Source organism: Vibrio chagasii (assembly GCF_024347355.1).
GTDB classification, from domain to species: domain Bacteria; phylum Pseudomonadota; class Gammaproteobacteria; order Enterobacterales; family Vibrionaceae; genus Vibrio; species Vibrio chagasii.
This window is the reverse complement of record NZ_AP025465.1, coordinates 1,376,952-1,400,080: the sequence shown is the minus strand read 5'-3', so window position 1 is coordinate 1,400,080 and position 23,129 is coordinate 1,376,952. Positions and strand designations below refer to the sequence as shown.

At 41.8% G+C, this 23,129-nt stretch carries 23 protein-coding genes; 12 read left to right on the top strand and 11 right to left on the bottom strand.

Going from position 1 to position 23,129, the window contains the following annotated elements; all coding sequences use genetic code 11:
* Positions 1 to 18: 18 nt before the first annotated feature.
* A complete protein-coding gene (locus OCV52_RS06455) occupies positions 19 to 735 on the bottom strand; it encodes a sugar isomerase domain-containing protein (RefSeq protein WP_137408885.1) in 717 nt (238 codons plus the stop codon).
* A 190-nt stretch (positions 736 to 925) separates the two neighbouring features.
* On the opposite strand from OCV52_RS06455, the gene OCV52_RS06450 reads away from it, so the two are divergent.
* The 4 genes from OCV52_RS06450 (at position 926) to OCV52_RS06435 (ending at position 3,118) form a co-directional block, all read left to right on the top strand.
* Positions 926 to 1,750: an AraC family transcriptional regulator gene (locus OCV52_RS06450; RefSeq protein WP_240700704.1), complete on the top strand. Its 825-nt coding sequence runs from the start codon at positions 926 to 928 to the stop codon at positions 1,748 to 1,750.
* Positions 1,751 to 2,200: 450 nt separating this feature from the next.
* Positions 2,201 to 2,449: a hypothetical protein gene (locus OCV52_RS06445; protein WP_137408884.1), complete on the top strand. Its 249-nt coding sequence runs from the start codon at positions 2,201 to 2,203 to the stop codon at positions 2,447 to 2,449.
* Between the two features lie 229 nt (positions 2,450 to 2,678).
* On the top strand, positions 2,679 to 2,936 hold the full coding sequence (locus OCV52_RS06440; protein ID WP_105025161.1) for a hypothetical protein: 258 nt from the start codon (positions 2,679 to 2,681) through the stop codon (positions 2,934 to 2,936).
* Between the two features lie 59 nt (positions 2,937 to 2,995).
* A complete protein-coding gene (locus tag OCV52_RS06435; protein ID WP_261900862.1) occupies positions 2,996 to 3,118 on the top strand; it encodes a hypothetical protein in 123 nt (40 codons plus the stop codon).
* A gap of 246 nt (positions 3,119 to 3,364) precedes the next feature.
* Here OCV52_RS06435 and OCV52_RS06430 read toward each other — a convergent pair whose 3' ends face one another.
* Positions 3,365 to 4,276: a LysR family transcriptional regulator gene (locus tag OCV52_RS06430; RefSeq protein WP_170222477.1), complete on the bottom strand. Its 912-nt coding sequence runs from the start codon at positions 4,274 to 4,276 to the stop codon at positions 3,365 to 3,367.
* A 186-nt stretch (positions 4,277 to 4,462) separates the two neighbouring features.
* Here OCV52_RS06430 and OCV52_RS06425 point away from each other — a divergent pair, with 186 nt between their 5' ends.
* The 3 genes from OCV52_RS06425 to OCV52_RS06415 all read left to right on the top strand — a co-directional run bounded on the left by OCV52_RS06425 (position 4,463) and on the right by OCV52_RS06415 (position 8,325).
* A complete protein-coding gene (locus OCV52_RS06425) occupies positions 4,463 to 6,094 on the top strand; it encodes a methyl-accepting chemotaxis protein (RefSeq protein ID WP_137408883.1) in 1,632 nt (543 codons plus the stop codon).
* 268 nt (positions 6,095 to 6,362) lie between these two features.
* Positions 6,363 to 6,524: a hypothetical protein gene (locus OCV52_RS06420; RefSeq protein WP_170222476.1), complete on the top strand. Its 162-nt coding sequence runs from the start codon at positions 6,363 to 6,365 to the stop codon at positions 6,522 to 6,524.
* A 1,177-nt stretch (positions 6,525 to 7,701) separates the two neighbouring features.
* Positions 7,702 to 8,325, top strand: a complete 624-nt coding sequence (locus tag OCV52_RS06415) for a hypothetical protein (protein ID WP_233090536.1) — start codon at positions 7,702 to 7,704, stop codon at positions 8,323 to 8,325.
* Positions 8,326 to 8,390: 65 nt separating this feature from the next.
* Here OCV52_RS06415 and OCV52_RS06410 read toward each other — a convergent pair whose 3' ends face one another.
* From OCV52_RS06410 to idi, 7 genes are all read right to left on the bottom strand, one after another.
* Positions 8,391 to 9,293 carry a Brp/Blh family beta-carotene 15,15'-dioxygenase gene (locus OCV52_RS06410; RefSeq protein WP_137408881.1) on the bottom strand — a complete coding sequence of 301 codons (903 nt, stop codon included), beginning with the start codon at positions 9,291 to 9,293 and terminating at the stop codon, positions 8,391 to 8,393.
* Positions 9,278 to 10,432 (bottom strand): lycopene cyclase family protein, encoded by a 1,155-nt coding sequence (locus tag OCV52_RS06405; RefSeq protein ID WP_261900873.1) that lies wholly within the window; start codon positions 10,430 to 10,432, stop codon positions 9,278 to 9,280. The genes OCV52_RS06410 and OCV52_RS06405 overlap by 16 nt, the downstream gene beginning before the upstream one ends.
* Before the next feature lie 61 nt (positions 10,433 to 10,493).
* A complete protein-coding gene (locus tag OCV52_RS06400; protein WP_137408879.1) occupies positions 10,494 to 11,414 on the bottom strand; it encodes a phytoene/squalene synthase family protein in 921 nt (306 codons plus the stop codon).
* A 2-nt stretch (positions 11,415 to 11,416) separates the two neighbouring features.
* The gene (gene crtI, locus OCV52_RS06395; protein ID WP_137408878.1) at positions 11,417 to 13,024 is read right to left on the bottom strand and encodes a phytoene desaturase family protein; all 1,608 of its coding nucleotides are present in this window, start codon (positions 13,022 to 13,024) and stop codon (positions 11,417 to 11,419) included.
* The gene (locus OCV52_RS06390; RefSeq protein WP_137408877.1) at positions 13,005 to 13,877 is read right to left on the bottom strand and encodes a polyprenyl synthetase family protein; all 873 of its coding nucleotides are present in this window, start codon (positions 13,875 to 13,877) and stop codon (positions 13,005 to 13,007) included. Before OCV52_RS06390 ends, crtI begins: the two co-directional genes overlap by 20 nt.
* An 81-nt stretch (positions 13,878 to 13,958) precedes the next feature.
* Positions 13,959 to 14,771 carry a bacteriorhodopsin-like gene (locus OCV52_RS06385; RefSeq protein WP_137408876.1) on the bottom strand — a complete coding sequence of 271 codons (813 nt, stop codon included), beginning with the start codon at positions 14,769 to 14,771 and terminating at the stop codon, positions 13,959 to 13,961.
* A gap of 491 nt (positions 14,772 to 15,262) precedes the next feature.
* Positions 15,263 to 15,814: an isopentenyl-diphosphate Delta-isomerase gene (idi, locus tag OCV52_RS06380; RefSeq protein WP_137408875.1), complete on the bottom strand. Its 552-nt coding sequence runs from the start codon at positions 15,812 to 15,814 to the stop codon at positions 15,263 to 15,265.
* Between the two features lie 322 nt (positions 15,815 to 16,136).
* Here idi and OCV52_RS06375 point away from each other — a divergent pair, with 322 nt between their 5' ends.
* Positions 16,137 to 16,562 (top strand): GNAT family N-acetyltransferase, encoded by a 426-nt coding sequence (locus OCV52_RS06375; RefSeq protein WP_137408874.1) that lies wholly within the window; start codon positions 16,137 to 16,139, stop codon positions 16,560 to 16,562.
* 183 nt (positions 16,563 to 16,745) lie between these two features.
* Here OCV52_RS06375 and OCV52_RS06370 read toward each other — a convergent pair whose 3' ends face one another.
* Positions 16,746 to 17,618, bottom strand: a complete 873-nt coding sequence (locus OCV52_RS06370; RefSeq protein ID WP_137408873.1) for an alpha/beta fold hydrolase — start codon at positions 17,616 to 17,618, stop codon at positions 16,746 to 16,748.
* A 306-nt stretch (positions 17,619 to 17,924) separates the two neighbouring features.
* Here OCV52_RS06370 and OCV52_RS06365 point away from each other — a divergent pair, with 306 nt between their 5' ends.
* The 4 genes from OCV52_RS06365 (at position 17,925) to OCV52_RS06350 (ending at position 21,410) form a co-directional block, all read left to right on the top strand.
* Positions 17,925 to 19,490 (top strand): patatin-like phospholipase family protein, encoded by a 1,566-nt coding sequence (locus OCV52_RS06365; protein WP_170222475.1) that lies wholly within the window; start codon positions 17,925 to 17,927, stop codon positions 19,488 to 19,490.
* Entirely contained in the window at positions 19,487 to 19,690 is a 204-nt protein-coding gene (locus OCV52_RS06360) for a hypothetical protein (protein WP_050654454.1), read from the top strand. The genes OCV52_RS06365 and OCV52_RS06360 overlap by 4 nt, the downstream gene beginning before the upstream one ends.
* 71 nt (positions 19,691 to 19,761) lie before the next feature.
* Entirely contained in the window at positions 19,762 to 20,538 is a 777-nt protein-coding gene (locus tag OCV52_RS06355; RefSeq protein WP_137408871.1) for a HipA family kinase, read from the top strand.
* Positions 20,535 to 21,410 carry a hypothetical protein gene (locus OCV52_RS06350; RefSeq protein WP_137408870.1) on the top strand — a complete coding sequence of 292 codons (876 nt, stop codon included), beginning with the start codon at positions 20,535 to 20,537 and terminating at the stop codon, positions 21,408 to 21,410. The genes OCV52_RS06355 and OCV52_RS06350 overlap by 4 nt, the downstream gene beginning before the upstream one ends.
* Positions 21,411 to 21,713: 303 nt before the next feature.
* On the opposite strand, the gene OCV52_RS06345 is transcribed toward OCV52_RS06350, so the two are convergent.
* Complete coding sequence (locus OCV52_RS06345) at positions 21,714 to 23,051, bottom strand: IS4 family transposase (RefSeq protein WP_137409200.1); 1,338 nt, start codon at positions 23,049 to 23,051, stop codon at positions 21,714 to 21,716.
* Positions 23,052 to 23,129: the final 78 nt, after the last annotated feature.

Below are 23,129 nucleotides of genomic sequence, written 5' to 3'. Positions count from 1 at the left end.
TAATTGTCTAGCGCCTATCTACATAGATTTTAATCGAGATCCAAAATGCTGATATACATAGTCATTGTCGAAACCATCAACATTCTGACTCGAGAAAATTAGCGGTGTAGAACCTTGATTTAATGCTGCTTTCTGGGACTCCACAACTAACATGTTCATGATCATAATGCCCGCTATGCTTGAAAAAGCGCCCGTCACTTTTCCGTTTACATTACATAGGCCATCACCAGGCGGAACCTGATTATCAATAACAATATCAGCAATATCCATCAACTTTAGACCAGAGCTATGGCGGCTTGGATATTTCGACGACTGTTCGATCGACGTTATCGCAATAACTTGATGTCCTTTAGACTTAGCAATCTGTGCGAACTCTATTGGGAGAGCATTCCGCCCTGAATTAGAAATGACCATCACTACATCATTAGCTGAAATATTCTGTTCATTCCAAATAACTTCGGCTAATCCTGGCAACTTTTCCATAGCCGAACCTCTTAGTGCACCATCATTGGTTAGTAGCACCGAGTCTAAGATAGCATTGACATTACCAAGGCCACCAGCTCGAATAAATCCCTCTAGACCAACCATGTGCGAGTGACCTGTCCCTAGGACTTGTATCATATTGTCGTTAACAATAGCTTGAGCAAATAACTCCGTTGCTTGAGATAACGCCTTTTGGTTGACCTCCACAAGTGAGGTAAGCTTTGGTATTAAACGATTCAAGTATTCAGACATGCTTGTGTTCTCCTGTACTCTTTGACGATGATTCAAACATATCAGCCCTACCTTACATTAGTGATACTATTCCACTAAAAAGTGATACTTTTATTGATAATTGAAAAATACGTGTCAATATGCGTTCACATAACCAGTAATTTAAAACGGCTTGGAATGAAAGCAACAATACAGAAAGTACCTCAAAGGCATGGCTGGTCCTGGCGCTATAAAAAATTTTGAAGAAACCTTCAAACCGGAAAGCTGGCATGCTCATCAAGAATTTGAACTGGTTTTGCATCGCAACTTTCAAGGTAAATCGAGAATTGAAACCTTTGAAGGGCAGATAAAACACAACGAACTACTACTAATTGGCCCAGGCCTTGCCCATAGCTTCGAATCACGAGATTCAGATGAAAAACATCCGTGTGAAACTCATGTCATCTGGTTCAGAGAGGAGTGGATCGGCCAACTCATGTACAGCAGTGCCGAGCTTCGACAGTTGGCTCCTATCATTCGCAATGCCAACAAAGGTATAAGGTTTACAACACAAACAGCAGAGAAGGTTTACCAACACCTCATTAACTTTAGTGAACTATCCCCAATTGCGCAGCTTGCAGTCTTCATTCAGGTTTTGGGAGAACTGTGCTCTGATCAACATGTTATCGAGCTACTGCCCTATTATTCGCGAGGAGAAAAAGAAAAGGCTAGTAATGATTTCAGCAAAATAGATAAGGTTTGCCAGTACATAGATCTGCACTATTCATCAGATATTACTTTGAAAAAGCTTGCTAATTACGTACATGTAAGTGAAAACACTGTACATCGTTGGTTCACACAACACTTTAACGAAAGTTACATCACCTATTTAACAAAGTTAAGGTTGAATCATGCTTCGCAATTGCTCACAACAACGTCGCAGCCCATTAGCTTAATTGCAGAAAGAGTAGGCTATACTAATCGCTCTAACTTTAATCGCCTGTTTAAAAAGTACAAAGGCACATCACCTTCAATGTACCGTCAGAAATTCAGATGAACAATAGTTTATTCAAGCCTTGCCTGATTTACACGATGCAATCCTGTATATTTTAACACTTCAGTCGTCTCATAAAGGTTCATACAGAGTTATTTATCAACTCCGAGAACCCAATTTACTTTAGCGTCGAAAACGCGCTTTCCCCTGGCACTACCGCCATCACGGACAAGGCACAAAATACACCGATTCTTGTTTGCAGCATGCGTTATATGACAAGAGAAACGTGCTAAATCTAGAGATGCTTACCAAAAACATTCCGAGTCAGCTTACGAATTTATCTTCCTCGACTAACCTCCGCACTCCAAGCCTCTACTTCTTCATGCCATAGTTGATCTAATAGATAAAAAGCTCTAAATATCTGGACACACTTTTATTCACAGAACTTGTTGATGTTGAATATGTCATTAACCACCATAATCCGAATACTTAATGACCACACAGGTCGTAAATATGGCTTCATTTCAATTTTATAAGAAAGATACAACGTCAACACATTTAGATGTACATAGTGACTCATTTGCGAGAGAAAACGCTCAACTTATTGAGCAAGAGTTCGAGCCAATAGGTGACATTATAGAAGCAGAAAATAGCCAAATTGCGCATGAAACGTTTAAATCAATGTGTGACCATGAATTAGAAACCTTGGCGAAGTCGCAACTATTGGTAGGGGTTCTTACTGCGGGAGCTGGCAGTGTGTAAACATCACTTTGCTGTCAATTTACTGCACTGACTCGACTTATTTAACGTAGATCACACTAAGCTGGGCTATATCGTCTAACATTGAGGTGGGACTAAGTCTCAATAAATATTAGATATTTTCGCCTTGATGTGGTGTTTGTTTTGCTTCAGACAGAGGTAAACTTTAAAATTTTCTTGCTAAAAAGGTAGAAAACTTTATAGTATTCTCAAGTTAAAAATGAGAACAAACATGTCATTGCAAAAAAAACAATCCAAAGTATCACTGAACATCAAAATCCCTTCAGACTTGGATGCTCGCCTTAAACTAGCGAGAAAAGCAGCGCGTGAACAAGGGCTTATGTTCAATGTATCCCAAGAAGTTGAAAAGTTTCTTGAGAAAAAATTAAAACAAGTTGAACGTCAATTATCTATAGATGAGGAGATTAAGAATAACCTAAAGGAACTTGGTGGATTTGATATAGATGAAATGATGAAATCGATGGATTAAAAATACTAACACGTATTGATTTAATTGAATTACAAACGATAACAAGTGTGGAGATGATTATGGGTACAATAATTGGACTGTTAATTTTAGTTGGGATAGATTTACTCTTAGAGCGTCAAACGGGGCTTCATTTGCATCAGTGGATTGCAAAAAAAATTCAAGACTCTCAAAACAAGAAATAATCGATTCTCATAAAAGTGAAAGAATTCATTATTTTGCCGGTTTGATGTAAGAATTGCTTGTACCAAACATAGGAGAAAATGGTATCAAGCGCTGATAATAAAGATTAGTATTATCAGTACCGACCTACATAGTCGAGTTTTTAGAAATGCAGGCTCAACGATTCTCAAAAACTAAGGCCAAGTGATCACGAGGCCTTAGTTTTACCTATCTAGCAACTTCCCGCTCCCCATTTTTGGTCCAATCATTTAAGTGTAGCTGAGTCCGTTTTGCCACTGCTTTCGAAACTCTTCAAGCTCATTAATAAATAACTTAAAACGATTAGGAGTATGTAGACTTGGCTTATAGAAAGCATAGAGATGATTTACTTCGAACCATAAGTTATGGAACAACGGTATTAATTGACCACTTAACACATACTCTCTAGCATGCGTAATCGGAAGTAAGGCAATACCTAAGCCTTCTAACGCCATAGAAGTTGCAATGTCGATGGAATCTGTTGTCATTTGTCCTTCCACACTAACCTCGCGTCTTTCTCCATCTGAGTTTTCCAATTTCCAATAGCGTTCGACTCCTACCCTGTTCACCTGGGTAATACACTGGTGTTGTTTCAGTTCATCAACGGATGTCGGCATACTCGCTTCGTTGAGGTATTTAGGTGAAGCGTAACAAGCGCGCTGGAACTGAGATAACTTACGACAAACAATCCTGTCGTCATTAGGTTCTATGGGAGAAATAACCAAGTCTATATTATCCATCACTTTTAAGTTATCGACAGATAAGGTACGCCAATGGATATCAATGTTGGGAAATTTTTGGTGGAATGTAGGTAGAAAGTTTTGCACTAAAAATCTCGACATGGAAGATAAACTCCCTATACGTAACCGACCGTTTATACCTTGTTTTTGGACTTGGAGCTTTTCGACGCTGTATTCGACTAAGCTTAAAATATCTAATGTGGACTCCAAAAAATTTTCACCATGCGGTGTGAGGCTAATCTTATTTCCGATTCGATGAACCAATGTCACATTGAGTTTTTTTTCTAAATTTCTAATTTTCCGACTTAAGGTAGGCTGGCTTGTTTCTAATGTGCTTGCAGCTTCGGTAAAGTTTAAGTGTTCGGCTAAAACTGCAAACATCTTTAAAGATTCTATATCCATGATTATTACTGATAGTTCTAATCTTAAATGAATTCTCCCACCATTAACCACATTAGTAAAGTGGTTTAATCTATACCATTTTTGAATGACTGCTATTTAATAATGTGTCTAGGGTATAACAAGCGCATGGTGTATTGTTTCATATACTAAACCTCAAATCAGTCAACGTCATAAAATGGATTTTATATGTCAAGGTTAGAAAACACACCTACAAAATGGTTATTTATTATTATAATGTCAGCAATATCATTGTCATGCCTAACAATGTTTTTGGTTATTAGTTCTTCCAATAAAATTATCCGTGAAAATAGTCATTGGGTTAATCATACATATCGAGTGATGCTTGAGGTCGATAAAGCAGTCGAGCAAGTTGTTAATATGGAAACTGGATACAGGGGTTATATGATTACGGGGAACAAGAGTTTCCTTGCACCCTATTACCAAGGTAAAAAGAAAATTCATGTGGCTCTTAAGGGATTGATTGAACTCACTAAAGACAACAACACCCAAACGATAGCTTTTAACTCGGTTCATGCCGAGGTGAACAATTGGCAAAGTGAAGTCTTGGATGCTGGTATCGCGATTAGGGAAATTGGCTCGCACCAAGCAGCTTCTGAATTTGTGAACAAAGCGACAGGAAAAGCGTATGTTGACAAGATAAGAAGGATACTTGATGAAGCATCTGGAAGAGAGGAGGCATTGCTTATTCAGCGCGCCATTGATCAGAGGGTATCATTGGAAAATCTTGAGCGATGGACTTTAATCACTTTAGGCATCAGTTGGCTTATCTCAGCACTTATTCTTTTTCTTGCCAGCAAAACAATTCTAAAAAATGTTGACGATATCTCAGTAGCCATAGATTGCTTTGCTAAAGGTGAGATTAAGCTAATAAATGCTGAACCCTCCAAGAATGAGTTTTACAAAATTAGACAGTGTTTTAACCGTTCAATGGCGCAATTGACCTCATTAATTAATGAACTGACGTTGTCTTCAGAACAATCTAATTTAGCAACCGGTAAGCTATCAACAGTAATGGAGAGTACAGCGAAGAATGCTCAGACTGAATTAGCTCAGGTTGACGAAATTTCTACAGCTATCAACCAACTATCTAGTACCGCTAGTGAAGTCTCCTCAAATGCGACTCAAGCAGAAGAACAAACGAGAATGGCTTTGTCGAGTGTCGAAAGTGGGAGTCACTTACTGCAAGAATCAACAGAACTTACTTCGCGAATGAGCGGATCTATTCAAGTGACGGCGGAGTTGATTGAAGATCTAATGAATAGTGCAATAAACATAAGTGAAGTGACGAATATTATTAGTTCTATATCAGAACAAACAAACTTATTGGCGCTGAATGCTGCAATTGAAGCAGCTAGAGCGGGAGAGCAAGGTCGTGGTTTCGCGGTGGTCGCAGATGAAGTTCGAAGTTTAGCGGGTAAGACACAAGAATCTACACGCAGCATTCAAGAGATCATCACGCGCTTGCAAAACCAATCAAAGCAGGCGAACGACAATATCGTATCAGATGTAGAGTCGATAAGAGCATCGGTTGATATATCGGAAAAAGTGATGGCTGCATTTAAAGACATTGATGCGTCGGTTAAAACAATTTCAGATATGAATGCATTAGTTGCTACAGCTTCTCATCAACAGTTTTCTGTTACAGAAAGTATTGCAGTCACTACGATCAAAGCACGCGACCTCGTCAATGAAAATGCAAATGCCGTGCAGCAGTGTCAGTCTGCCACTGATGAACTTGTTACTTTTGCAAAAAAACAAAACAACGAACTTGCTTTCTTTAAAATCATAAAGTGCTGACATTCATCTCCTAACGTCTCTCGTGGATTATACATGCTAGATTGAAAGCATATTTACCCTAAAAGTTAGGATAACAGTAAAAGTTTAGCCTACACTCAATAGGCAACAATACTCACATTAAACTTACAGATGTGATATTAGCGATAGCATGAGAAAATAGCCAAAAGCATTTATTGTGAAAGCCTACCATCTCAGGCTTTTACCGTGCAGTCCGCTTTTAGTATCTGTGTATTGGTCACGCATTGAAACTTTTTAAAGGAGCGTGAAGATGGATGAGAACTCGGATATATTAGGTCCACCAGTTTCTTTCGCTGAATTTAATGATTTGTGCGACTGTAAACTGACAGATGAACACCAACATAAACAATCTCCTCAAATAGTGGGCAAATATTTATTATTAGAATTAAGTGATACTAAACCCTTAAGTTAATCTGCTCTTGTGTGACATTCTCCATCTATCTTTACTCGTAAATACTGAGCACAATAATAAGTGGCCTCCCATCACGATTTTTATTAATTGCTCGCTTATGTTTAACTTTTCGAAAACGGCTTTTGTTCAATCCAGAGTAAAAGCTTAAACTTCTCATTAACCGAAGGCTCTGTATCAGGAGTCCTTTGGTTTGTTAAACAAATAGACAGCCCTACTCCAATGATTTTACTGCTTTCTTCAACATATCAGCGGGCTCAATGCGTTGTTGTCATTACGTACTTACCGTTAATATTCCCTGAAGGCTAGTCAAAATGCGCCAAACAGACCTCCCTATATCTCTATCTCGAATGAAGTTTGGTGAGCTCTTGAGAAATCCTCACGATAGGAAGTCGGAACTATTTCTCGCTGAATATACTGTTACGATGATCACGAGCATTATTTAGTGGAATCTTAATTTACCTTGTGCGGGTCGCTACAAGGTGTTAATAATTATCTCCATGAACAAAATTTACCTAAACGCAAAAAACACCACTACCACCATGAGGCCACTCAGGAGGTAGTTTTTTGCGTCAATAAAAGACCTCTGAGTGATTCATCGCCAGAGGTTTTTTTGTATCTAGGCTTTGTATTTCACTCAGAATTAACTGAAGAAAAATGTGAAGAGACAACGAGAAATCACCCAGCAACTTATTACGCTTCGTACCACAAAACCAGGGATGGTCTGTTGGCATCAGAACAGACAAGAGATAACAGTGTATAAGGTGTCCTTAGAACGTAAAGCAGCATAGTTTTTTATCAAACCTAAGATAAAAGATGCTCGTGCTAAAAGAATCAAAACTAAACTTTAACTATCAAGAATAGAAATGAACATTCAGTTAGGAGAAGACATGCAAAAAAAAAAGATGATAACGAACAAGCAAACCCCGTTTTACCCCTATTTGAAAAAACTGTTGTTCCCTCTGGCTCGGCACACGTAACCCCGATTCTTGTTTATGGAAAGCGTCATATCAAAAAAGAGAAACTGGCTGAATTTAAGCAGGCGTACCAAACGCATTCGAAGTCAGCTTACGAAGAAAACCCTGACATCAAGGCTATCTTTGCCTTTCCTGATACGGAAGATCCTCTGACATATTGGCATATTTTATGGGTCCGAAGTGCCGATGCGTTTAACGATTACTTGTCTCGATCTACTGAAAAAGAGCCTGTATGGGATGCCTATGATTATTCGTCTAAAAAACCAGATACGTTAACCGTGTTTGGCGGATGGAACGAAGAAACAAAAATCCGCACGAAATCAGCTTCGGGTATAAAGTACGAATTTAAAAGCAATCTTGCTGGCTTCATGAAGTCTGATGGCGGTGGAGAAGAAGGGCCTCCGCTATTTGGATTTACGAAGCGTTATGTAAAACCTGGTCAAATACAAAGTTTAGGTATGTCATTCGAGACCGTCTGTGACATATGGCGTCAGAAGATTCCAGGCTTTTTGATGGCTGCGGTCTTCCAGGATGACAACACGCCCAATTTAGTCCATGACCTAAGAATATTTGCCAACCACAGGTCTTATTTAGCGCATGTCGACAAATCTGATAATTTGCTAACGGAAGCAATGGCAGTATGGTTTGAAAATTACGACACCAGCATTCCTTTTTCTGGGCAGCTTTACGCCGCTAGCACAAAAGATGAAGCACTCCATACCAGCTCAATAAAGTCGAACTCTACACCCAGAGCCCAACTTGAAACATTTCATTTCGGCGAAGATGGGATGCTAGGGCAAATGCCGAATATGACTAGAAACGACTAAGCGATCGTGAAGTACCTGCCTATAATACTAAACTGGGCTCAGCAGAGTGATATGCCTTCTCATTACTATTTGTTTGGTTCTATCATTTCGTGCGTTCGTACACGTCCATTGTAAACTCGGGTGAGAAAAAGGTGAGGTACGGTCAGCGCAAACAAAGTGATAAAAACCGTATTAAGAAGTTGAGCAGACAATCCTTTATCTGGAAGCCAGTTGAAAAAAGCAATCATAATGAGTGCCGTCCCAACAGTCGGCAATAACGCCGCTTTAAATACTTGGTTCCATGACAATCGGTTAGTCTGTTTGACGTCTAGAGTATGAAGCGGCGCATGCAACGCACAGAAATATAGGCAAAAATATTGGAGAACTGGTAAGAGCGCAGCGGCAATGAAAAGGCTTATTACCCAAAGAATAAATTCCATCGAGTGGTTAGTAAACTGAGTAATCAGCACTATGCACGATAGAAGACATGCCAAAGCCATCATAGTTACCAAGTTGCTTGCTTGATACTCACTTACCCCCAGAACAACGAAGTAACTGCTCAGGGCATTAGGGTGGAAAATGGCAGGTAGTGTCACGACTACAACCCCTAAAAAAACTCTGCTTTTTCGAGCAATTGGAGACCAGTCTTCCCCAAAATGTCCAGCGGCGAGAATCAGCAGTAGAACCAAACACAACGTTGGTATCTTCATCCATAAAAACAAACAGATAATAACGGCCACCAAGTAGGCCAACGCATACAGACCAAGTCGAACTCGTCCATTTACGCCATCACGACCATTAAGATTTTTTGAAAGGCGCATCATCATGAGTACGTCTAAGGCCCCGTGTGGTATACCAAAAACCGCAATCAGCACCAGCACTGCCGTGTCTCCGTGAGATGTCCATAAACTAAGGAATGCCAAAGTGGCAGCATAAACACAAAACAATGGCCAAAGCCGAGATTGGGGATGATTCAACGTCGATTCCATATCATTGTCTCCCAAGCTGCGCGAACAAAGGCTCGTTTAGGCATTGAGCCAATAACCTTGAGAAGGTCAAGCGCCGAAGCTCGCTCAGTCATGAACCTCGCAAACTGCTCACCCGTTGTTCCCCTCGCCATTCTTTTGAATACCTCAGGTGCCAATTCAGGACGCTGAGTAAGAGCCATTAGGAAGATAGAATCTAACCAAGTGTATAGCCCAGCGTTCAACGATATTGTCTTTTCTTCGTAAGTTGCAATTTTTTGCCCTGTAATTTGACGAGCTATGCGTTGGCTATCTTGTTGAATTCGAGAGAAAGCGTACCCAGTAGCCGCTCTAATGCAGTTGCCTCTAATACCTATGTTTCGCCATTGGTTGCTCGTGTTACTACCTTTTTCATCGACAATAGTTGGGTCGGTATAGGTTGTCATCGGCAAGATCCCTCCCTCCCAACCAGTCACATCTTCGCTACCCAAGCCAAAAGTATCTAGCACCTCAAGCGTCATTTTTTTGAGACGTTTTAATGATTTGGCTTTCGGGGAGAATTGCGTTACTTCAATCAACGCCTCTCTCCGACTTAAAGGAAGAATGTAAATAAACTCAATGGCATCACCTACGGTTTTTATATCCGCCATTAAATGGGCAGTTTGAGGGTGAAATATGGGTTCGGTACTCTCCACCCAAGCGCCGGTGAAACACTGAAGCAAGCTACCTCTACCAACATTGGTTAGCGGTGGAGGACGACTGTCGAAACCATGTGTGGCGGTGATGCTGAAATCATTGGAACGAACCGTGACCGTGCTGGTACCCACAGCAATATCATCCACCGCTTTATTGAAAAGCATGGTGACTTTTCCGTAATTGGCAAAACGTTCAAAGCAGTAATCAAAAAAATCTGCCGCTTTAATGCAATGGTAGCCATGTTCGTTGTTAGAAACAGATTGCTTTGTCTCTGCAACACGCCAGTGACGCCACCGCTTACTCACAAGAGGAGATAGATAACGGGGCATATGCTTGTCGCTCCAATAACACCATGTTTTGTTGGTATTCACGACATCGGCTTGCTCAAGCATAACTATTTCGCCCGAATATCCGGCTTCAATCAGAGCTAGTACTAACGAGCAAGAGGAGAGTCCTACCCCCACCATCACGAGATCAGCTTTATATTCCGACTGGGGGGTTGTAGACGAACTCGGCACAACTGGCCGGTTATTGGTGTGGAAGACCATTTGATTTACGCCCAAGCCTGTCAAAACCGACTATCTTGCTCAACGGTTTGTGCAAGTCGTGATTGTGAGGTGCTTTCTCGCGTACTTTGAAAGAGATTAAACTGGAAGACGCTAACCAAAATTTACCCCCGAGCGTAATTGTGGTTCTTCCTTGCCAATACCTTAGACCTTGCCGCTCAAGTTTTACTCCTATCTCTCGGTAAACAGCTTCTGCAACAACAATTGCTCTGTGGCTTTGCGGTGGCAGGTAACGATACCCTTGACGCGCACTTTGGTAATAGCACTCTGCCAGCGCGAGTGTACGTCTGATCGCTTGCATAACCTGTGGCCGAACCGTTGTGTCTGAGTCCTCGACGATTTGATGTGTACTGACTCCACACCATTCAAGAGGCAAGTACCTTCTCCCGAGTTGAGCGTCTTCCATCACATCTCTCGCTATATTCGTTAGTTGCATAGCGATTCCAAGATCGATTGCATGCGCAGTACCTTGCGGCTTAGCATCGAGAATCGGACACATCATCAGCCCTACAACCCCAGCGACTTTATAGGCGTATTCAATGAGCTCATCTTCAGTAACAAAGGCAACCTCATTCAAATCACTAGAAACACCATCAATGAGGGTCAGAGCATGGTTGATGGGTATACCTAATTCACCGGACAATATTAGGAAATCTTCGGTTATCTTATTACGTGGTTTGCCGGTAATGATTTGTTGCTTCACGTTGTCTAGCATCTCTTTCGCAAAGCTTTTGTCCTGTGTTTCATCTGCTATATCGTCAACCCAACGGCAGAACTGATAGAGCCTCGCTGCCTGATCTACCTGTGCCTTGCTAAGTAGAAGACTTGCGAATTTGAATGTCTTACCATGAGTTGCCAAGCTAAGGAGCGCTGGATTTTTCATAATTAACCTCCACTTCCCTGGTCAGCCCCTTTAGTGCTGGGAGAGGCAATATCCTGTGTTAGCTGGTCATCGCTCTTTAACCAAATGATGTTAGAGTCGCTAGCATTCATCGGTTCGACCGAGGGAACTATTTTATCCAACACTTTTGCCGAGCAAAGTACGCCGGGCAACCCTGCACCTGGGTGGCTACCCGCGCCAACCACAAATAGGTTTTCCGGACCTTCACCACGGTTGTGGAAACGGAAATAGGCCGACTGAGTGAGTGTTGGAGCGATTGAGAAGCCCGCACCATGGACACTATTATAGTTACACTCAAAGTCTTTCGGAGTCATGCAGAAGCGTTCAACAATACAATCTGACAGCCCCGGCATCATACTATTATTGAGTGCCTCAATGATCTGGTCGCCATATTGGTTCTTGGTTTTTTCCCAATCTACGCCCGACTGTAAGTTCGGCACTGGTGCCAATACGTAAAAGCTGTCGCAGCCCTCCGGCGCCATACTTGGGTCAGTCGCCGTTGGTCGGTGGACATACAGAGAAAAGTCATCCGCGAGTACTTGGCGATTAAATATATCGTCAAGAAGACTTTCATAACGCTTTCCTAGCCATATGGTGTGATGCGCGATATTTGGGAACCGTTTAGTCGTACCGAAATAGAGAACATATAGACCCATTGAAAACTTCGAATATTTGGCTTTTACCTTGGCTGACCAGCGTTGTTGATCTCTTGGCACCATCTTCTTATAGAGATATGCCGGATCCGCGTTGGAAACAACGATGTCGCACCGGATCCTTTTGCCACCCTTAAGATCAACGGCTGTCACTTTCTTTTCCTCAGCGATGACACCTTCAACCTCTTCGCCTAAACGGATCTTTATGCCTTTACTTCGCATTAACTGTTCAAGCGCTTTGACGAGAGCACCCATACCACCGATGGCGAAATGCACTCCCCACTTTTGTTCCAAAAAGTGTATTAAGTTGTAAATACTGGTTGTGTCAAATGGGTTGCCACCCACTAATAGAGGTTGTATCGAGAAAGCTTGTCTCAACTTTTCATGTTGCAAGTGATCAGAGACAAGTTGCCAGACTGTTTTGTAGCATCCAAGTTTAACTAGGTTTGGAATCTGCTTGATCATGGAGATTGGTTTGTCGAAAGGCTCGTCGGCAAGCTTGGTGAAACCGATGTCAAAAATGTCTCTCGATGTACTTAGCAACCGCTTATATCCGTCCACATCCTCGGGTGAAATGGACTCGATTTCCGCTAGGATTTGGTTCAATGAGCCGCCATAGTCAAACGTAGAGCCATCATGGTAGTGAAAACGGTACCAAGGATAGACAGGAACAATAGTCACATAATCTTGCGTCTTCTCTCCAAAAAGCTGAAAAAGTTCATCGATGAGAAAGGGAGCTGTGATTACTGTAGGTCCAGCGTCAAAAACGAAGCCACCACGACGAAACACCCGAGCCCGGCCTCCCAGTTGATCGCCTTTGTCGATAATCGCAACTTCATAGCCTTTGGCTCTTAGCCTTAGGGCTGAAGCGATTCCACCGAAACCCGCACCGATAACTACAGCGCTTGGAGTAGACTGCTTATTGGTTTCTGCTTTCATGCGTATGCCTCTCAAGCTCGCCGAGTAAATATACCGTTTTATTCAAAAACCCTGCAGCGCAATCATTAGGGAGTTTTCCAAAGTCTCTTTCACAACTTTTCAGAAGATAACGAGCGCGCTGGACTGTCAGCTTATACGCCGTAGATGGATCGTTGTGTTGCTTGTAAAAGTTGAGCAAGTTTGGTCGGGACTTGGAGCCATCATCCACGCTGTCGGACAAATCATCGAGTATCTGGTAAGCGACGGCAAAGTTGGTTGCAGAACGCTTAGCTATCGAAACTGAAACGGTCTCATTGGACGCTACGAGTGGAAGAACGAGCGGCAGATAAAGTAGCGGACCGGCTTTCTTCGCCGCAATCTGCTCATATTGCTTAGCTGAGTTCACCTCCTTTGTGGTTAAGTCTTCAAGCTGGCCATAGATCGTTTCGCTAACGGCTTGTTGCATCTCTTCCAGCAGCAATGGCAAAGCTCCAGAACAAGACACCGACGCGAGTGAGCCAAAGGCCTTAGTGATGAGGTAGTCGCCTGTACATATAGCAACATTGTGCCCAAATTTAGACCACACCGTTTCCATACCTCGACGCGTTGGATCATGGTCTTGTATGTCGTCATGCACTAGGGATGCGTTGTGCATCAACTCTATCGATGCTGAGAGCCTAACAGCATCGCTGTCAGATAATCCCAAAGAGAGGGAAGCATCGATACAAATATTCATTCTCGTACGGCTACCACCGGTTTTCAAATGATAGTCTGCAGGTTGATGACCGGCTACTTGGGTGTTCAGGAAGCGCTCGCACTGTCTTTGCACGCTTTTGGTTTTATCTGCTAATGACAATCTCAGTGGACTATTCATGTGTGCCACCTATGTACTGATGTGAGTGAGTGTAACTCTGCGAAGTTAAAGAGAGCCGAACAAGGTCGGCTCTCTAACCAGCTAAGCTTCCTTTTGGCTTTCAGAAGTTGCTGCGTACCAAATAAGCAGACCAAAAGCAATTTTGTTGATTACATCAGCGAGGTTGTAAACCAAGTTCAAAGACGCTTCGTCTACCGCCCCCATCATGTATCCTAGAACATAGCCGATTGGATAAATTGCCCAACCAACAGTGACAATCCAGCGCATTAAATTGTAAGCAAATCTTACAGAGTCACTGGCTTGATTAGTGGCTGCTTTACCAGCCTCACCGAAGAATATTTCATACAAGATGTAGGCCCAACCAAGCATACCTATTACAAACCCGATGGTAACGTTGATATAACCCGCCTCGCCCAGAAAACCAGGTATCAGCATTACTAACGTACCGATGAGCAAACGCCAGAAAATGCCTGGAGAAGCTGCACCGATTGCTCTAAGGATGAGATAAAATTCGATCATCAGAAGTGGCACTGTAAGGAGCCAATCAATGTATCGGTAAACGGTTGGAGTTTCTCCTGTCGCAACCCACACATCTCTCATGTAGAAGTAGTGTACTGCGGCAATGAGAGTCACGAGAGCGGATACTGTCAATGACGTTTTCCACTTTGCAGTCACCCCTTGTGTTTCCCACAAGAAGAACACTGTCGACGCCATTAGCGCCATAGAGATTAACCAAAAAGATATTCCTACAAAGTCATCTGGTTTGAGGTTTGCAGCGGCATTAGCACTGCCTGAATAGAAAAATGCAGCGAACATGCTTACTGCGATTACGTTTGTTTTGAAAGATGTCGATTTCAGCACGCCGAGCTTTGCTGATAGTAGTTTAATTTCCATAATTTTCATCTCACTTTAGCTATGGTTATCGCGAGTACTGCTCGTGAATTCCTCGCTTTTCTCAAGACCTTACGATTAAATGTTAAAACACGATCACAAAAATAACAAACCAGAAACTTTTGAAACATAAATTTATTGACAATGAGATTTAGATTGAGTGGAGAAAGCAAATGAAAGCGGTTTAAGTGGAAACTGATAATGTATTTAAAAGGATCGAGAGGGTTATGTGGCCTCAATGGGCAAGTTAGAGTTATTAACTGGTTAATATTCTCATGCGAATAGCTATCTGCATTTTCCTAATGTAAATACTTTCTGAATACAACTCTTTTCCAAGTGTGTGCTATCGCCCTACCACACATTATTTCAACGCAAACCCGACATGCTTACTTCCTAAAAATGGATGAATCTCTAGAAATTGTGCGTAAAGAGACTGAGTCCAACGAGGGCAGTAATGATGATAAGCAGCGTTAAATCTTATTTGTAAATTGGCGTTAGTCAGCGCTCTCTGACTCCACCTTAAGGTGCTCGACCACTTTAAAAAAAACGTCGGGGAACCAAACCGTAAACGCTTCAGGCTGTTGGTGAAGGATCTCTTGGATGGACTCGATTGAAAACCATTCAACCTCGCTCACTTCAGATTCGTTTGGGGATAACAAGGGCTGATTAGTAAAGCTTAAGAAAATGTGGTCGAGCTCATGCTCTGTAAGGTTGTTTTCGAGTTGTGCTTGATAAATGAATGACCCGAGAGAGCTGAGTTTTAATAGCTTGCTGGTACCTAGCTCCTCGCCAACACGACGCTGAACCGCACTTTCTAAGGCTTCACCTGGACGCGGGTGAGAGCAGCAGCTGTTACTCCATTTACCGCCACTGTGGTACTTCCCAGATGCACGTTTTTGAAGCAAAAACTCATACCCATCGACCGTTTTCTTTGCGATCATCAATGAGAAAGCGCGATGCAATTTCCCGTCTATATGGGCTTTCAATTTTTCGCAGTGACCGACTTCCACATCATCTTCCGTCACTAGTATGACTTCATCTTTCATCTCACTCCTCCAACTCTTTTTTGGATGAGGGCTTCACCCGCAACATTTAGTTATAGCCAATTTGTGCCAAGAAAGATCAGTCGGCGCTAAAAGAAGCGATATGTGCCAAGCATCAAGGCTCTATGTTTGAATAACTGTGTCGACATAAGACATTTTTACTTCCCTTCCACCAGACAGACCAAACCTCACCTAAAAATAAACAGGCGATGATGGATTTCTTTCCTCTTATACCTTGCTAGCGCCTACAGAATAGAGGGGTATCATTACTCTTGATGATTATATGTGCATAATAGGGATGTAGCTCAAAAATTACGGATATAAAATGAGAATAGAAGTAACCACTAATCCCAATAAAAACGACCTTGAAACCATAAGTAAGGGCATTCAATCCTTCAATCAAAAACACATACCTGATGCTGTGGTATTTGAACCAGACACAAGATTTGCGGCCTTTGCAAAAGACGATAATGTTAATGTATTAGGTGGAGTTAGGGCTTGTGCTTTCTGGAACTATTGCATCCTTGAATTACTATGGCTATCCGATGAGAATCGAGGTCAGGAGGTCGGAAACAAACTAATGGATGCCGCTGAAACCTTTGCTAAAGAACAAGGCTTCAGTTACATGCGAACTGAAACACTCATTTTTCAAGCAAAGCCTTTTTACGAGAAGCGTGGCTATAAAGTTTTTGGTGAGTTACCCGATTACCCCAAAGGCCATGTCACATACTGCCTTGTAAAAGAGTTATAAAATTCGCCTCCATTAGGGATAAGTTAGCCTTGACTGCCTTGATTTATAGTATGTCCACCTTGGAGGTCGGGAGGTGTATGTTGGCTCGCTTTTGTACCATTTACAATTAGCACCCTGCTCCTTATCAAGAATAGGCCCGCACACGCGAGGCCTGAGTTTTTCAATAAAACAATTACAACCGCCCTACTTCACTGACTTAACCGCTTTCATCAAGGTTGTGTTGAACTGCTGTGGTTGCTCAAGCATTGGGAAGTGGCCTGAGTCTTCAATGTAGTAAATACTGTAATCCTTAATGTGTTTCTTGTTCGCTTCTGAATCCGTTGGCCATAGGCGAGCGTTAACCAATATCACTGGCACGTTCACGCTCTCATACACACGGTGGGCTTCGCCTGTTACGTATTGACCTAAATAATGACGGAACTGGTTTATCGCGATAGCTGGCGGTGCTGATGCCATGTCTTGCGTTACCCAGTAAAGTAAATCCGCTTCTACATCTTTTGGCAACGAGTCTTTCACGAACATAGTAATGCCCGCTTGGAAGTCTGCTTCAAACGGTTTGGTCATTGCATCTAGGTCGCGTTGTGAAACCGCGAGTGCAACGTTTTGCGATGTGTCGACACCAATAATGCCCTTCACTCTTTGCGGCATCAGTTTAGCTGCTTCTGCAATCACACCACCCGCCATGGAATGCCCGACTAAGATGACAGATTCGAGCTGCTCTTTCTCAATGACTGCTTTGATGTCTTCGGCGAACGCAACCATGGTGTACTCTTCACGGTTAAACGATGAGTTACCATGCCCTGCTAAGTCCATAGTCATTACTTGGTAGTGCTTTGAAAACTCACTTACTTGGTTTTGCCATAGCCTGCTGTCTAGGCTCCAGCCGTGAATGAATATCAGCGCCGTATCCCCACTCCCACTTTTACCATACGCAATTTGTTCACCATCGTGAGATATCGCAATACCGTACCTAATCGTTGAATCATGAGCCATGGCATTAAAGCTACCAAGCGCCGTGAATAACAAGAGTGTGATGTTCAGAATTAAACGTTTCATAGTGTCTCTCTACTTACTTTGGAGGGAACACAGAAAGCGCCCCTCTCAATCAATATAGACACTATAAAGTGTGAAGTTGTAGACGGGTCAAGGGTGATTTAGACGCAAAGTAGAAGCTAGCGAAAGACAAGACCTGACCCATTGTGCCCAAATTTTTGGGCGATCTTTTAGTTAGATTGTTTGATCTCATTAACATTCATAAGCCAAACATCCTATTGAATTTAATAACTTAGTCGTATCAACTTTATTGCTTGGTAAAATCAGCTTGTGTTAGTATGCAGCCAAATTAATAGAATGATAAGCCATATGGAAGCCTACGCAGTATTTGAGGGTGGTGGTGTAAAAGGTGCGGCACTCGCCGGTGCTTTAGCTGCTGCAGACGAAAGTAATATTAAATTTGTAGGATACGGCGGTGCATCAGCTGGCAGTATCGTAGCATTTCTTGCTTCTATTGGTTACCAGCCTAAAGAGTTACTCGCAATCTTGCTATTCTATCGCTTTAGTGACTTCCTCGAAGATGGTAATGGAAAAAAGCTCTCAGACACTAAGGAATGGTTCGATAAGTTTAGTCAATCGACTTTTAGGAAAGCTAAAATGATAGCTTCTCCCCTCTTTTACTACTTAACGTCATCTAAGACGATCTTAAACTATCGAGTACTAAGCAAATCTCTTGCGAACAATGGACTTTATAAAACCACTCGGCTAGAAAGCATTTTATGGTTATTGCTTGAAGCTAAGCACCCTAGTCTCAACAGAGAACTCATGAAAGGGACAATTAGCTTCGCTAACCTCTATGATGTAACAAAAGTGGAGTTAAAGGTTATAACTAGTGATGTTCATCGTGGTGAAGCCGTTGTTTTTGACCGAGTTAACCCAACGACCAAAGATAGTTGCGTCATAGCTGCCGTGTGTGCTTCGTCCTCGTATCCATTAGTCTTTGAGCCTAATTCGACTCTTCAAGAAAATAGACTTTTAGTCGATGGCGGACTTTCTTGTAACTTACCATCATTTATTTTTAACGATAAAAACCATAAAAAACTGCCAACTTATGCATTTGATCTATATAAAGAGTGCGATCTTGAGCAATCCAAATACGAAAAGCCTAACGCAATACAGTTTGCTTGGAGCCTCATTACTACGTCCCTAGAGGCTAGTGACGGTATCCTCTCTTCGATAATTGATGCTATACCAGTACAAGTAAGGGTACCCAACTATATAAATACACTTGATTTTGAGTTAAAGGATATTTCCATTCTTGAGATGTATGAAACTGGTAAAGCAAGTGCTAAACGTTCATTCGAGAGCGACCCACTTACGTCAAAGGCGCTAGCGGCTAATGGGGACCCAACAAAGTTGGCTCGCGCCCTTTATGGTTCCGAGCTTTACCTCAATATACTTGAAGCAATTCTAGCAGTCTCTTCGTTTGAGGGTGTGTCGGTAAGATCATGGTTGTATTCTTCTGTGAAAAATGATGATTCTGAAGTTGTTGCCATTTGTTGGAGAGGTTTAGGCAGCGATATCCACTTTCGCAACGCATATGTTTTTGATAAGATGAGCAAGTCTGATGTATACACCTGTTGGCATAAAAATAACCCCGTTATTCAATCGGGTCAGAAGAAAAATGGAAAACCGTATACTAGACTTTGTTTACCGATATTCGAAAACCATAATTTAGTACGAAATGAGACAGCGATTAACACCTCTAGCAAGAAAATGGTCGGTGTTTTAGTTCTAGAAATGAATGATAGCGCTGACGTTTGTTTTTGGCTTGATGAATCGACAGAGAAAATCTCTCGAGAATTCAACGACGTAATGATTAACTGGCTATCTATACTAAGCAAACTTATGGTATCTAAGGAGTATGCTTTATGATAAAAGAACAATCAAACAGCAAGATTACTATAACAAAAAGTAATGACTCACTTGTAAAGTACCAATCTGCTCTTGAAGCAATTAGTGATGACTTTTTCCAAGAATATGAATCTAACTCTCAATCATTGGAAGCATATAAAGAAAAAATGCGCCTTAAAAGGCTTCAAAAGTTAGCACCATCCAATGAGCCAAACGCTTAGAGCATTAACGGCTAAATTCCCTTATAGAGCCTCCTTTACGGGGGCTCTTTTATATCAATAAGATAACAACAATGGACAATGTAGAACTGGCTAGGATGTTACCTGGCGCTGTACCTTTTCGAGATTTAAATAGAAACCCCACATGGCGAGCTCATATTCAAACAGAATCTGGCATAAAACCCGCCTTTGTTAAATTAATAGAACCTCGTTCAATTTTTGTTGAATGTGCATGCGCTCTCTTAGGGCGAGAGCTAGGATTACCTATTCCTAAGCCATCTATTGTTTTAATTACATCCGAGGCAATCAGCGCGTTTAGCGAAGATCAGCAAGTACTAGCATATGGTTCTGAAGACGTTCAACACCCAAGCTTATTAAGAATGTTCAGCGAAGACATTAACCATGAAAAAGCTTTTGAAGTTTTAGCTAAACACCCACAGCTATTAGATGTATCTGTGTTTGATGAATGGATTGCTAATAGTGACAGGCACTTCTCCAACATTCTTTATGGCGGTGATAGTGACATGTATTTCATCGACCACGAGTTGGCAATACCCGAAGCTCTAGAAGTTGATAAGGCGACAAATGACAACCAACTACTACGGACTTATTTTTCTGAGATCAATGAGCTTGATAAGCATCGAGTTCGAAAGAAAGTTGAATCTGACATAATTCCCCAGCTTAATGAACTGCCTTTCGCCTTATTATCTGAAAAGTCAGGGGCTACACAGTTCTTAGATGATGAAGATATTGTCGCTGTTATCGATTTTCTGTCAGTTCGATTAGAACACCTTCGCGTACTTTTCGATGAACGTATAAAGTTGAGACAAAAGGAAATTGTTAACTTATGAATAAATTAGCCTTTTACGATAAATTTCCTCCTCTACCGCTGTATAAAGCAAATTGGTGTGCCGTCCAACTCGAGCCTATAATCGGCTCAGGGGAACGTATAACAATCGCCATTTGTGCTATTGGGGAAGATAATGATTTTCGAGTTGTGAGTACATTAAGTGATGATGTCTTGAGCTATTTATATGGTTCTCAGAATGCTAACATGAGAAGTTTGATTAAGATGACAACTGATACATTAACCCGTCATTTGAATTGCTCAAAGCCTGTTATGGAGTGGCGCTCTCCTATAGATGGAGTGACTCTTGGTCCAATTCAAGTTGCAGTAGATATAGATTTACTTGGAGTAATTGAGCAAGCTGTAAGATTCAGCTCAAGCCTAAGTAACCTTTTGTCCGAAGGAATTTCTACAACTCCAGAAAGTCGTCCCAAGAGGTCAAACAATAAGTTCTCGACCAGTATTCAAAGGGAAATTGAACAACTAAAGCCTTCACTTATACCATCATTCAACCAAAGAGTTAGAGTTGCGGGAAGCGAAACTCTGACAAGTATCGGTTTTCTGAACGAAAAGTATGCGACCAATTTTGGGTTACTAGTCCCTAACAATTTGTCTAGCTCACTCACTAATATTAAAGCCCGAATATTCGATATTGAAGCATTGAAAAAATCAGATCTTTTGTTTAAACCGGACAAGTATGAAGTAATTATTGGCGCCCCATCATTTACAGATGTAACTTTAACTGACGCTATGATTCATAAGCTTAAAAACTCATTTGAAATGATTGAAGAGATTGCAGACAAAGAAGAAATCAGAGTATTCAAAGTGGATGATGCTAACAAAGCAGCACAACATATCGTTGCTCAAGCAGCATGATGATTAACATATCGACTTAAAAATGGGCCGAGTCAAATAAGACTCGGCTTTTTCCTCTAGCTATTGCTCTCACAATTTCAAGCAACTTAGTTCTCAGCCTTTTGCCATTCTAGTAACCCTTTCGCACTCAACAAGTATGAGTCTACTACTATCACAATAAGAATAGATTTCGATAATTTTTCGATAAAGAAAAGTTATTCACGAGTCGCACATTCGTGATTTTTCGAATTAGTTTTTATCCAGTGAAGAGTTTATATCCTTCTCCAATAACCAAAAAAGGCCTCGCAATGCGAGCAATGTAGTTCACTTAAGCGGAGCTGCTTTGCGATTAATTGGGTAGCGAGTCTTTGATATTTTTACCGCCCTAGGCCGATTAGGCTTAGGGCGTTTGTCTATAAAGAGGACTGATAAGTCTCCCCTTAGACTCTTTAAACGCTTAGGTGTATTGCCTGGCGATATCGCTTTACTCATCACCTTCAGTTGGCTCGCTATAAACTGACAAGCGTATTTAAAGCTAATTTCATTCGGCATTCTTCCATGTTCAACTGCTGCCTGACTTGCTTCACGTCTTACCAAATTATAACCAAGCAACAGCCCCCAGAGTTCTTGATAAACAAGGTTTACTGTTTTACTGCGTAATACTAAGGCATTGTGTTGCATTGAGCTTTTGATATCACGATAACCTAATTCGATTTCCCAACGTTCATGATAAAGTTCGGCTACCGCTTTCGCGTCGTAGTCTGCTCTTGGAAGGGATGTAAAAACAGTTTTCTGCTTACCTTGTACTTCATAGGTCACCGCTCTGACTTGCCATTTTTCAGGTAAACTAGGGTTCTTTTTGAGAGCTTGCGGTGAGACGTTCATTTCGATGAGCATATCATTGCTTTCTTCTTCATCTAAAAGTGTGTATTTCAACCCTTTCCTTGCTGGTATCAACCAATGTCTATTAATACCGCTATTTTGAAGAGAGAGAAGTAAGTCTGCACCGTAAAAACCTTTATCTAGTAACGTCACAGAGTTATCTGGTAAAGAGTCGATGAAGGGCATAGCAAGTGGGATTTCACCACGCCGATAAGGGCTTATGGCAGCGTCAACGATGACATGAGAACGGACATTCATCATAGTCACAACTCTTAGCATTGGATGTGGTGTCTGCCTGCTACTCGAGGTATTACCCGAGCCAAAGTGCTCTCTAAGTTCGGGCGTATCCGCGGTGCGAAAAAGAGCACCGTCTACAGCAAAAACTTGTAATCCTTGCCACGTATCATCACGGTATCGTTCAAGACCCCACGTTCGCCCACATTGTTTAAACAACCACTCTGGTGCAGCACTGCCTAAACGTTGTCTTGCCTGGGTTAAAGCACTTTTTGCTAATAACTCTTCATCAGCCAAGCCATCCGCACAGACATTCATTCTTCGTGCGACTTCGGCAATTGGTTCATTACGGAAGAAGGCCATGCCGACAATTAACCACAAGACCATGTCACTTGGTAGTCGACGTCGGCGAATAGTCGCTTTATCAGAAAGACTAGCTGCCTTAACAACCCATTCATCTGGGATATGTTCAGAGAAAGTGGTGAGTTGAGCTACATCAACAGGATTTTCTTCGAGGAAATCGACAAAATAGTTTTGGATAGACATAAAAAATCGGAAGCCTAGAAACAGGCTTCCGATTATCTCTCAGAAGAAGGATCGGTCAACCGATCCTTATCTGATCTA